Annotated in this window: 10 protein-coding genes; 5 read left to right on the forward strand and 5 right to left on the reverse strand. The window is 48.4% G+C overall.

Annotated elements, in window-relative coordinates:
* Window positions 1-5: 5 nt before the first annotated feature.
* The 3 genes from IC230_RS04080 to IC230_RS04090 are packed head-to-tail and all read left to right on the forward strand — an operon-like array spanning window position 6 to window position 2,954.
* A complete protein-coding gene (locus IC230_RS04080; protein WP_191037674.1) occupies window positions 6-1,109 on the forward strand; it encodes a FecCD family ABC transporter permease in 1,104 nt (367 codons plus the stop codon).
* A gap of 6 nt (window positions 1,110-1,115) precedes the next feature.
* Window positions 1,116-1,910 carry a heme ABC transporter ATP-binding protein gene (locus IC230_RS04085; protein WP_191037675.1) on the forward strand — a complete coding sequence of 265 codons (795 nt, stop codon included), beginning with the start codon at window positions 1,116-1,118 and terminating at the stop codon, window positions 1,908-1,910.
* 18 nt (window positions 1,911-1,928) lie between these two features.
* Window positions 1,929-2,954, forward strand: coding sequence for a hemin-degrading factor (locus IC230_RS04090; protein WP_191037676.1), 1,026 nt, complete (start codon window positions 1,929-1,931; stop codon window positions 2,952-2,954).
* A 55-nt stretch (window positions 2,955-3,009) separates the two neighbouring features.
* Here the strand turns inward: IC230_RS04090 and IC230_RS04095 are convergent, their stop codons facing one another.
* From IC230_RS04095 to IC230_RS04110, 4 genes are all read right to left on the reverse strand, one after another.
* Window positions 3,010-3,501, reverse strand: coding sequence for a heme-binding domain-containing protein (locus IC230_RS04095; protein WP_191037677.1), 492 nt, complete (start codon window positions 3,499-3,501; stop codon window positions 3,010-3,012).
* A gap of 68 nt (window positions 3,502-3,569) precedes the next feature.
* On the reverse strand, window positions 3,570-4,292 hold the full coding sequence (locus tag IC230_RS04100) for an ABC transporter ATP-binding protein (protein ID WP_191037678.1): 723 nt from the start codon (window positions 4,290-4,292) through the stop codon (window positions 3,570-3,572).
* An 11-nt stretch (window positions 4,293-4,303) separates the two neighbouring features.
* Window positions 4,304-4,837, reverse strand: a complete 534-nt coding sequence (locus IC230_RS04105; protein WP_191037679.1) for a hypothetical protein — start codon at window positions 4,835-4,837, stop codon at window positions 4,304-4,306.
* Window positions 4,838-4,869: 32 nt separating this feature from the next.
* On the reverse strand, window positions 4,870-7,890 hold the full coding sequence (locus IC230_RS04110) for a tetratricopeptide repeat protein (RefSeq protein WP_191037680.1): 3,021 nt from the start codon (window positions 7,888-7,890) through the stop codon (window positions 4,870-4,872).
* A 150-nt stretch (window positions 7,891-8,040) separates the two neighbouring features.
* Here IC230_RS04110 and IC230_RS04115 point away from each other — a divergent pair, with 150 nt between their 5' ends.
* Window positions 8,041-9,033, forward strand: coding sequence for an aldo/keto reductase (locus IC230_RS04115; RefSeq protein WP_191037681.1), 993 nt, complete (start codon window positions 8,041-8,043; stop codon window positions 9,031-9,033).
* Between the two features lie 101 nt (window positions 9,034-9,134).
* Here IC230_RS04115 and malQ read toward each other — a convergent pair whose 3' ends face one another.
* The gene (malQ, locus tag IC230_RS04120) at window positions 9,135-10,739 is read right to left on the reverse strand and encodes a 4-alpha-glucanotransferase (protein ID WP_394355465.1); all 1,605 of its coding nucleotides are present in this window, start codon (window positions 10,737-10,739) and stop codon (window positions 9,135-9,137) included.
* 277 nt (window positions 10,740-11,016) lie between these two features.
* Here malQ and atpD point away from each other — a divergent pair, with 277 nt between their 5' ends.
* Entirely contained in the window at window positions 11,017-12,543 is a 1,527-nt protein-coding gene (gene atpD / locus IC230_RS04125) for a F0F1 ATP synthase subunit beta (protein WP_191037683.1), read from the forward strand.
* The last annotated feature ends 89 nt before the right edge of the window (window positions 12,544-12,632 follow it).

Raw genomic sequence — 12,632 nt, forward strand, 5'->3', positions numbered from 1 at the left:
GTTTGATGGATACCACGGCAACAATCCGTTCTTCTCCCACTACGCACCAGGCATCGAAATCGGTTATCAAAACGGTTATCAATCCGTGGCTGATGCCAGCTTTGGTCGTTACGTTGCTGGTAACGCTCATCGTATCGGTTGGGGTGGGTGCCCTATACGTAACGCCTTATGAGATCGGACTGATTATTGTGAAATCGTTCGGCTATTCCGTCGAAGTTGATTCAACAAAAGAGGCTATCCTTTTGGCCATTCGGCTGCCCAGAGTCTGTCTGGCGGTGCTTATTGGCGCTGGTTTAGCCATTTCCGGCGCGGCCATTCAGGGACTTTTCCGAAACCCACTCGCCGATCCGGGTCTGATTGGCATTTCGTCAGGAGCATCGTTAGCCGCCGTGATGATGATTGTGCTGGAAGTGAAGCTTTTCCAGACAATGACGGGTGTACTGGGCATGTATGCTTTGTCGGTAGTGGCGTTTGCGGGCGCTTGTGCCACCGCTTTCTTAGTGTATCGTATCGCTCGTGTGGCGGGGAAAGACGTGATCACAACCATGCTGCTAACGGGTATTGCTATTAATGCGTTATCGGGGGCACTGACCGGTATCATGACGTACCTGGCCACTGACGAGCAACTACGTAACATTACGTTCTGGAGCTTAGGGAGTCTGGGCGGTGCGAGCTGGACATCCGTGCTGGCTATTTTACCCTTTACCGCTGTCGCCCTGGTGTGCATTCCCCGCTTAGCGAAATCGTTGAACCTATTAGCCTTGGGCGAAAGTCAGGCGAGTATGCTCGGCGTTAATTTAAAGAGTATCAAGCGTCAGGTCATTATTTTTTCCACAATGGCGGTTGGTACGTCCGTAGCTGTTGCGGGCATTATCGGCTTTGTGGGTCTGGTGATTCCGCATCTAATACGGATGGGAGTCGGTTCCGACCATCGCCGTGTACTGACAGGATCAGCTTTGGGCGGGGCTATCGTACTGACGCTGGCTGACTCATTGGCGAGAACGCTGGTGGCGCCAGCCGAACTACCGATTGGCATCCTGACCGCTTTAATCGGAACGCCGGTGTTTTTGTGGATTTTGTTTCGGGAAAGACGTCGGACAATCGCGTAAATCAATATGCTGGAAGTCAGAGATATATCGTACCAGATACGAAATCGAAAATTACTCGATGGCGTTACGTTCCGCGCCAATCCGGGTGAATTGCTGGCGATTGTTGGGTCGAATGGAGCGGGAAAATCGACACTGCTCAAGTTGTGTACCCGCGAACTGAAAGCGTCTGGTGGCGAAATCCGCCTTCTCGACAAAGGTATTGATACGTATTCGGAGAAAGAGCTTTCGGTGTTCCGAGCCGTTCTACCGCAGCAGAATTCAGTCGTCTTTCCATTTTTAGTGAGTGAGCTGGTCCTGATGGGCCGGTATCCTCATTCAGATTTTCACCCGTCGGAGCATGATTACTTTGTTGCCGAAATGGCACTCAAAAAAGTAGGCATGTGGGAGTTTGCATCCCGCGTTTTCACGACGTTGTCGGGGGGTGAGCAACAGCGGGTGCAACTGGCCCGCGTACTGGCACAAATCTGGGACGTACCTAGGGGCATTTTATTTCTGGACGAACCCACTACGGGCCTTGATCTTCTGCATCAGCACCAGATGCTGGAACTGGCTCGTGAGTTTACCCAAAAAGGCTTTTGTGCCATAGTGATTCTGCACGACCTGAATTTAGCAGCTCAATACGCTGATCAAATCGTGATGCTACGTTCCGGTAAGGTGGAGGCCATCGGTGCTCCCCAGGACGTAATTACGGTGGACATTATTAAGCGTGTATTTAATCTGAATGTGTGGCTCGTTGAGCATCCCGAAATGGATTGCCCGATGGTGATTCCGCAGCAAAATCAATTTTCTGATCGTTACTGACCAAACCATTAATACGAAATGATTACAACACAAGCCCTTAAGGAACGCTGGGATGCGTTCAAAGAAGAGAATCCGAAATCCAGAATTCGGGATGCCGCCAAACAACTGGGCGTGAGTGAAGCCGATTTGCTGGCTACGCAACTTGGCGAAACGGTCCAGCGATTAGAAGGCGATTTCCGTGAACTACTGAAAGATGTACCAACACTGGGCTATGTCATGGCGCTGACACGTAACGACAACATCGTACACGAACGGAAGGGCGTATACGAAAAGGTTTCGTTTAACGATCATACCGGTCTGGTACTCGGTCCGGACATTGACCTGCGTCTGTTTATGTCGCACTGGCATTTTGGGTTTGCCGTCGATGAAAATGGTCGAAAAAGTCTTCAGTTTTTCGATCAGGATGGGACTGCGGTACATAAAATTTACTTAACCGACAATTCAGACGTAGCGGCTTATGACGCACTCGTCCAGAAATATCTTGCCGCTGACCAAACAGAAACCATCGTTACGGTGCCTTATCCGGAAAAAGAAGCGGAGACGTCTAAGGAAGATGTTGACGTTCAGGCATTTCAGGAGAGCTGGTTAGCGATGCAGGATACCCACGAATTTTTTGGTCTTCTGCGGAAGTATAAACTTGATCGGGAAGAGGGCATTCGTCTGGCGCCGGAAGGCCATTCGGAACAAATCTCCGTCGATCAACTCAAAAAGATCTTCGAAACGGTTGCCGAGCGTGAATTACCGATCATGATTTTTGCGTCGAGTCCGGGCTGTATTCAGATTCATACCGGTCCGGTTAATAAGCTGGTTAGTATGGGACCATGGTACAACGTACTGGACCCGGAGTTCAACATGCACCTGCGCGAAGATCAGATCAACAGCATCTGGATAACCCGCAAACCAACGAAGGACGGTATCGTAACGGGCCTCGATCTGTTTGATAAAGAAGGGAATAGCATTGCGCTGGTGTTTGGTAAACGTAAACCCGGCATCCCCGAAATGAAAGAGTGGCAGGACGTAGTCAATGAAGTGAGTGCTGCATAATATGTGGTGAATATGTAAAAAAGGAATGCCAGAGCTCTCAACTCTGGCATTCCTTTTAAGGCTCTTCGTGATGATGTTCTTCCTCTTCGCCAGCGGGTACCTGAATTTGTTCCCGTAGGCCACTAGCCCAACTAGCGATTAGTTTAGCCTCCTCGGGTTTGAGTTTGGCGTCCTGATGAATCCAGAGATAGGAACCCAAAGGCATCCAGCCATCCGTAACAGCCTCGCCCACTTCTTCGAGTTTATGGCGTGCTTTCTTGGGCGGATACGTAGCAAATTCTGAAAAATTGAGTTCGCTTTTGCCTTCTTTGATGTGATTGGCCAGAAACCAGGCCACAGGTTGAATATTGTCGTACCACGGGTAGGTCGTGTTATTGGAATGGCAATCGAAACATGACCTCTTCAAAACACCCTGAACATTGGCGGGTACGGCATATTTCGTCGTGATGTCATTGGGCGATAACCCTTCGGCCTGGTTTTTCTCGGGTCTGAAAAATTGAATGAAGACTAAAATGCCAAGAAGCGTAAGTAGAACGTTACGGAGCATAGAGTGTACGATGGATTGGGTTAAGCAAGTCTAAAGATAACGATTTGACTGTAACCTGATTCATTCAATTACTCTACTGATTGTATCAACGTATTGGCTTTGCGTATAGTAGTATTAATCCGGTCCGTTTCAACCAAGCCGTCGCGTAACCGGACAATGCGGTGGGCATATTCGGCGATGTCCTCTTCGTGGGTTACCATGATAACCGTATTGCCTTTGCTATGAATCTGATCGAAAAGATCCATGATTTCGTAGGACGTTTTGCTATCCAGGTTACCTGTTGGTTCATCGGCAAGCAAAATGCTTGGGTCATTCACCAGAGCCCGCGCTACAGCCACCCGTTGCCGCTGTCCACCCGACAGTTCGTTCGGGCGGTGACCAGCCCGATTCTCCAGACCAACGTTCTTCAGCGCAAGCATCGCTTTTTCGGTACGATCGGCTTTGTTGTAGCCTGCATAAATAAGTGGTAACGCTACGTTCTCGAGCGACGTTTGGCGGGGTAGTAGGTTAAAGGTCTGAAAGACGAAGCCAATTTCTTTGTTACGTACCTCGGCCAATTCATTCTCACCCATGCCGCTAACGTCCTGATTATTCAGAATATACTGGCCCGACGTGGGCGAATCCAGACAACCGACGATGTTCATCAGGGTAGACTTACCTGAGCCAGACGGACCCATAAACGCTACGTATTCGCCTTTCTGAATGCTAATTGTAATGGACTTGAGGGCATCAACCACTTCGGTACCCATTACGTAGCGTTTGGCGATAGTACGAGTTTCGATAATATTCATATACACTGAGTTTATCTGACGGCAGCACCGGCGGCTGCTACTCCGGCAAGTCGTCTACGGCGACGTTGAAAATAATTTCGAATAAACAGACCCGTTAAAATAATAACTTCGGTAGTGGGCGTCAACGCGTTTTCATTAACGATAATATCGCCGTGATCTTCAAAGAACCGGCGCGTTAAGTCATAATTGATGAGTTCTTTTTCGGGCGCTCCATCGGCGGTTTCCCGAATCATATCCCACTCCCGCATCAATACGTTATGCCGTTTCCAAAGATAGCTCCCGCCCGATGACAAGTTAAGCTCAGCCCGCTTGCCGAAGCTAAATTCAATCTGACCAATAATCTGATTATCAGCATTTAGATCGTGAACGTTGACCGAGTGAACTAAAAATCCTGTTACGTCGAACCGAAGGTGAGTTTCGTTCAAATGAGCCTCTACATCCTGACCGAACCAATCTCGGTGCATACCACCAATTGCCTGCTCATTTTGCAGAATACTAACCTCGTGGCTAAAAGCTTCTTTTACCCAAGTCAATTTCCGGCTCATCTGACGTTCGTTTCGGTGTAAACAAAGCTACTCTATTGCAGGAATTTCTGTCGACTGTTTTCGATTGACGCTAATTTCTGCTGATAAGTTACCAAAAACGCCTGATAATCGGTGGGTGTGGTTGCGGCTCGTAACTTTTCCAGGCCCGTTTCGGCATAATCGAACAAACTCAAATCCAAACATAACGTAACGTATGTTTTAAGCAGGTCTGCCTTGTCTTCGTTGAACGGTAGGGCTGTCAGTACCAACTCATAAGCCTTTCGGGTTTGTTTCTGCTGCTGTTCGAACTGCGCAACCGACGTAACAATCTGAGCATTTAACGGCGCTAATTTCAGAGCTTGCTGATACGCTTGTCGGGCCTGTGAAACCCGGTGTGTACGTTCATAGGTCTGGCCCAGCCAATAATCACGCTCGGCCTGATAATTGGGCAAAATAAGCTTCTTCGCCATAGTTTCAGCAGCACCAACACTTCGTCGGAAGGCCGCCAAACGTATCGCGACGACGTTACGTTGCGACAAAGCAACCGGACTGACCTGTGAAGAATCGGGAATACCAGCCAAAACCAGTTGCGCATTTCGCCATTGGAGCTGATCCAGAAAATTGTTTGTCAGCGCAACGCCCGCAACGGTTTTCAGACTCGGTTCCTGAATCGTTTCCCAATAGGCACCCCGGTTTGGGTCGTCGAGTCGATACGTAGCATAAAAGGCTTTTTCTACATCTGTTTGTGGCTTACGCTCCTGATAATACACCTGTTTAATGGCAGCTACTGCAGGATCGCTTTTGGCGGCTGCTTCCCAAAGCGACTGCGCCAGGACGGGATCATTCGCTTTCGTTAGCGCCATAGCCCGGTAATAAATCGACGTCGTGTCGGAGTTGTAACTAAATGTGTCAGCCGCCCGATGGTAAAGCCCTTGCTCCAATAACCATAAGCCGGTTATCGAACGGTAGGCAGCGCCATTCTGCTCGTCACCTTCTGCCAACTGCCCCATCAGATCGAACGCGACCGGATGATTGTGGCGTTTGTATTCAGTGACAGCACGGGCCAGCAATAAATCATCCGTAAAATCCTGATTGACAGGATCGATCGAAAGCCGTTGCAACGTATTTGTCAGCGTTGAATCAGCACGTTTATTCGCCAGGGCGTAGTTGTACAAACTGGCAAATCGACCGACGCTCAGACCTTGTTTCGCTGATTCACCCGTTAACCATTCTGGCTGGCTGGGCTGTGTTGTGTCGATTTGAGCAACCAACCGAAGTGCCAGCGTATTCGCCTGATATGATTCGTAGGAAGACTCCGTTGCACTGTTGGCCAGCGTTGAATCCGCAGCCAGGACTTTCGGGTTACGAGCATAAAAAGCCAATAAATTCGACTCCGGTACGTCATCCTGATCAGCATAATCAGCGGCAGCTTTGAGATAATAATAAGCTGAATCGGCTATGCTGGTTCGGGCGTAAAGGAAACCCAGGTTATTCTGCAATTCGCCATTTTTTGGAAATGCCCGAATGCCTCGTTGTAGCGTTTTAACGGCCTCAAAAAACAGGTTTGTCTGAAGATACGTCTGACTCAGTCCAGCGTAGTCCTGCGGATTAGGTTGCTTCAACAAAGCCTGCTGGTAATAATAAGCGGCTGCCGTCTGGTTATTCTGCGTTAACGCCAGGGACGCCAGCGAATAATTCGATTTATGATTCTGAAACTCCTGTTCCAGCGCCTGCTGATAAAATGCCGTTGCCGATGCTAACTCATTACTCACTGTGTAATAATCGCCCAGACCGTTGTAATAACCCGCTACTCCTTGCCGGAACGTAATCAAGCCCCCAGACGCGAGCAGAATAATAAAACCGACGAAACCGACAATTCGGAAAAGGCTAAGTTCGAGCCGTTTCGGTTTGTACAAAATCCGATAAACCGGCAGATTCTGTTGATAGATTGGCCAGAAGTTGATCAGTACGTATGCCACAAACACGATACCCATGGCTAAATGCGTGTAAACAATCACATCCTCGAACATTTCTACCAGTGGGTCATTCGCTGTGGCAAATGCGTAGGTCATCGTGAGGGTCGTTAGTAAAGCGAAACCTGCATACAAAAAAGCTCCTCCGTCACGGAAAGACACTACGTCCTGTTGCTGAATTAATCGTCGGAATCCCCAAATGCCCAGCACTAACGAAATCAGATAAAGGACAAATGGACTAATCGCCAGTACGTCCCAATCAATGTATTTTGTGTTTTTAAGCCAGATCAGCGCCAGATTGACCAAATATAATCCACTGATAAACAATAAGTTGTTGATACCCAAGACACGTCTTGAACTTATAGGCGTATTGTTTTCTTCCGAGCGTCCGACGGTTGTCAGCCAGACTAGTGCGGCAATGATTTCGGTGGCGATAAAGAAAATAAACCCCGCACTGAAAGCCAGCAATACAGGCATTCCATAACTCACGATTATCAGGGCCGGGAACTTCACGGGCGATAACGCGCCTAAACCGACTGAAACAAGAAGTGTCAGCAGACAAAACGTAGCGAGTCGGATAATGATCGGATAGTCGGAACGGAAGGCATGAAAATAATAGCTCAGTGAGCCAAACAGGAAAGCTAATAGTAAGAACAGATAATTGCCCCCTAAGCCGGGAATTTCGAGCATTTCCCACCGAAAAAAAGCCAGACCCAGAATTAAAATACCCATGCTAACTAGATACCGGAGTCGGTCGAATCGGGTGATGGCGCTCATCAACAAGACAAACGCTATGCTTATTCCAACTAGAAAAGCAGTCGCTACGTCCGGGCGCACGTGCATGGCTCCCGCCACAAATTGTTCGGAAACGGCATAGGCTTTTCCATTCACGGCATAGTCGAGAAGACCGTCAGAGAACGTGTGGAACGTAACGGGTAGCTCATTCAACTCGCTCAATACGTCCCAGCGGACAACGTTACCCAGGCCCCGAGCCCAGGCAATAGCGAACAGAATGATACTGATAATGAATAGAATGAGGCTGGCTACGTATGCAAATCGGTACGGACGACTCCAGTCTTTCCAGAAAAATAAAGATGACATGAAACAAAAACGCGCTGAACAGTTAGTTAGTGCCTTGTAGGTAAACACCCCTATGAACCGTCAAAATTGGTGAGACGCAGCCATACTTTACTAAACAAAAAAATACCGTTTCACTTTTACTAAAGGATTTCAACTTTTTAATGAGGACATATGGACTATAGACAACTGGGCGATTCTGATTTACAGATTTCTGCCATTACGTTCGGCGCCTGGGCAGTTGGTGGATGGATGTGGGGCGGCACTGAACGGAAAGATGCCATCAACGCGATCAAAGCATCCTACGATCTCGGCGTTACGTCTATTGATACAGCACCCGTTTACGGACAGGGCGATAGCGAAGAAATTGTTGGGGAAGCGATTAAGGGGATACCACGTGACAAAGTGCAGATTCTGACAAAATATGGCATGCGCTGGGATTTAACCAAAGGTGATTTTGGCTTTAAAAGTCAGGACAATGCGGGTAACCCGATTGATGTTTACAAATACTCTGGCAAGGAAAGTATCATTAAAGAATGCGAAGACAGCTTAAAGCGGTTGGGTACGGATTATATCGACTTGTACCAGATGCATTGGCCGGATAAAACCACACCTATTGAAGAGAGCATGGAGGCCATACTGCGGTTAATTGAGCAGGGAAAAATACGGCAGGCCGGTGTGAGCAACTACACGGCGGAACAAATGCAACGCGCTGAAAAGGTCGTGAAGCTGGCGTCTAATCAGGTGCCCTTTAGTATGCTCAATCAGAGTATTGATGAAACGCTGGTGCCGTATTGTCTTGAAAATAGTAAGGGAATTCTGGCCTATAGCCCGATGGAGCGGGGTTTACTGACTGGAAAAATAAAACCCGATCACCAGTTTGCGGAAGGAGATCACCGGACGAATTATCGTTTTTTCAAACGGGAGAACATTATCCAGGCGGATAATCTTTTAGACAAATTAAAGCCGTTGGCCAACGAAAAAAACGCGAGTCTGAGTCAATTGGTCATTCGCTGGACTATCGAACAACCTGGTATTACAGCAGCTTTGGTCGGTGCGCGAAATGAGGAACAGGCCATTCAGAATGCAAAGGCTATTAACGTTACGCTTTCTGATGATGAATTGGCATTCATAGACCAGCACTTGCAGGAGTTGGAACTGGTTTGACGTAACAGTTTTAGCGCAAGCGGGCTGAGTGGTGTTGAGTGGTGTCAGGTTCAGAACCTGACACCACTCAACACCACTCAGCCCGCTTGCGCTAAAGCTATTTATCCCCTTCCTGTCATTCGGGTCAGCTTCAATAATTTTGTCGCTACGGCTTTCGTCAACTGACCCGGTTGTAAGCGCCATTGCCAGCTACGTCCACCCAAACCCGGCGTATTCATCCGGTTTGTTTCGTCGAGATTCAGAATATCCTGAACGGGCATAATGGCCAGACGAGCCACCGACTGCATCGTCAATCGACAAACCTGATCCACTACGTTCTTCTCCGTGATTTTAAAGCCGAGATAGTTATTCATTCGCTGACGGTGCATCTCATCAGATTCCCGGAACCAGCCCAGGGTCGTATTGTTGTCGTGCGTTCCTGAATACACTACAAAATTTTCGGTATGATTGTGAGGAGCATACGTCGATGTCGCCATGTCGTGGCCAAACCCAAACTGAATGACGCGCATCCCCGGAATACCATAGTGCCGTAGATAGGGCTGTATTTCAGCCGCTTTGGCCCCCAGATCTTCGGCAATGATGGGCAAATTCACAAATTGTCGGTGCATGGAATGCATAAACGCTTCGATCGGCGCTTTTATCCACTCCCCTACTCGAGCCGTTGGTTCATTAGCGGGTATTTCCCAGTAAACGGCAAAACCCAGGAAATGGTCAAGCCGCGTCAAGCTGTACAGTGACATTTGATGCCGCAACCGATGCATCCACCAGGCAAAGCCAGTACGTTCGTGTTCAGTCCAGTCGTAGATAGGATTACCCCAACGCTGGCCGTATTCACTAAAATAATCGGGCGGGGCTCCAGCGACAAACAGCGGCTGTAGATTCTCATCGAGCTTGAATAAGGTTGGATTTGCCCAGACATCAGCGCTGTTGAATTGAACATAAATCGGAATATCACCAACCATATGAATTTTCCGCTCAAAACAATAAGCTGTTAGTTCATTCCACTGACGCAGAAAAAAATACTGAAGCACTTTTACTACGTCAATTCGACTGTGCAGCAGTTTAGCCTGACGAGCCAGCGCTACCGGGTCTCGACGGACGAGTTCCGTTGGCCAACGTATCCAGTTTGGTTCGCCGGTTTCTTCCTGCAAAGCTGTGAAGAGAGCATAGTCGTTTAGCCAGTCGGCCTGCCAGACACAAAAACGATCGTAATCACTACGTTGGGCAGGCGTTGCGTCGCGCAGGAAAGCTTCTGCTGCCTGCTGGAGAAGCGGCCTTTTTTTTATCCAGGCCGCATGCATCGTGTTAGGAGCCAGTATGAGCGGCCCGGCCATGATTGCTGGCGTTGTATCGCCCGATGTGGTGGGGGGTTCGGTTATCGTTACGTCCTGGATGGGTTGTTCGTTAAATACGTCCAGTTCATCCTGAGTCAGCAACTTTTCCTCGACCAGTTTTTCCAAGCTGATCATCAGAATATTGCCAGCGAAGGCCGATGGGCTGCTATACGGGGAGAAACCGGCACCAGGATCAACGGGAGTCAGTGGTAAAATCTGCCAGTACGTTTGGCCAGACGCTTCCAGAAAATCAGCGAAACGATACGCTTCGGGTCCTAAATCACCGATGCCATGCGCCGATGGAAGCGACGTAATATGAAGCAATAAACCGCTTGAGCGTTGTTGAAGCATGTAAAGAAGTCTTGAGTAAATAACTGCAGGTTGCCAGTCGATAGCAATCAATACGTATAAGCCATCCGCTTACTATTGAATGAAGACTAGCGACTAGCAACCGTCAACTAACTTTTGTACAAATCCGCTCCAGACGGTTTTTGTTTACTTTTTGCCGTAAAAACCTAATTGCCAAAGGTATTCTGTCCGTATTCAGTCGGAAAATGAGTAACATGTTCCTTGACCTTACGCTGTTTTTCTCCTAATTTTGCAGTCCCAAACAATGGGCAACTTTTCAAATAAGCTACAGTATATACAAATGACAACGGCAACGGCAGTCAATACAGGTAAGATTACGCAAATAATCGGGCCGGTTGTGGACGTGAGTTTTGAGGGCGAAGGCTCACGAATTCCCGCCATTCTGGACGCTCTCAAAGTAACGAAAGCTAATGGACAGGTAGTAATTCTGGAAGTTCAGCAGCACCTCGGCGAAGACCGCGTTCGGGCTATCGCTATGGACTCAACGGACGGATTGTATCGTGGTTTAGACGTAATTGACCTTGGCGCTCAAATCACCATGCCTGCGGGTGAAGGCATCCGGGGGCGTCTGTTCAACGTAGTTGGCGAGGCCATTGATGGTATTCCTCAACCAAAATCTACCGGCGTTGGTCTGCCCATTCACCGTAGCGCGCCAAAATTCGAGGATTTAGCTACGTCCACCGAAGTACTTTTCACGGGTATCAAAGTCATTGACCTGCTTGAGCCTTACGCAAAAGGTGGTAAAATCGGTCTTTTCGGTGGTGCCGGTGTTGGTAAAACCGTATTGATTCAGGAGTTAATTAACAACATCGCGAAAGCGTATTCGGGTCTATCCGTATTTGCGGGTGTAGGCGAACGTACTCGTGAAGGAAATGATCTGCTACGTGAAATGATCGAGGCCGGTATCATCAAATACGGTGAAGGCTTCAAGCATTCGATGGAAGAAGGTGGCTGGGATCTGACCAAAGTCGACCTGGAAGAAATGACGAAAAGTCAGGCAACTTTCGTATTCGGTCAGATGAACGAACCGCCGGGAGCCCGCGCTCGCGTTGCTCTGTCAGGTCTGACGATTGCAGAACACTTCCGCGATGGGGATGGCGAAGGCGCTGGCCGTGATATCCTGTTCTTCGTTGATAACATTTTCCGCTTTACGCAAGCAGGTTCAGAGGTATCGGCTCTGTTAGGTCGGATGCCATCGGCCGTAGGTTACCAACCAACGCTGGCTACCGAAATGGGTGTGATGCAGGAACGTATCACGTCGACCAAACGGGGTTCTATTACGTCGGTACAGGCGGTTTACGTACCTGCCGATGACTTAACTGACCCAGCTCCAGCAACTACGTTTGCTCACTTGGACGCGACAACGGTATTAAGCCGGAAAATCTCTGAGTTAGGTATCTATCCTGCGGTGGACCCACTTGATTCAACCTCACGGATTCTGAGCGCTGAAGTCCTGGGTGATGAGCACTACAATACGGCTCAACGCGTGAAAGAGATTCTGCAGCGTTACAAAGAATTACAGGATATTATTGCTATTCTGGGTCTGGAAGAACTTTCTGAAGAAGATAAACTTATTGTAAGCCGCGCTCGTCGCGTACAACGCTTCCTATCGCAGCCGTTCTTCGTGGCCGAGCAGTTCACTGGTTTGAAAGGCGTTCTGGTTCCGATTGAAGATACCATCAAAGGCTTCAATGAAATCATCGATGGCAAATACGATCACCTTCCCGAGGCCGCTTTTAACCTGGTTGGTACAATTGAGGATGCCGTTGCGAAAGGAGAGAAACTGATGAAAGAAGCTGGTCAATAACAAAATTTCTGGTATACGATTATGGAATTTAATCTTTCGTTAATCGTATACCAGAAACTTGTATTCTTATCTTAAGTCTAATAGTTTGA

The sequence above is a fragment of the Spirosoma validum genome (assembly GCF_014699035.1).
Lineage (GTDB): Bacteria > Bacteroidota > Bacteroidia > Cytophagales > Spirosomataceae > Spirosoma > Spirosoma validum.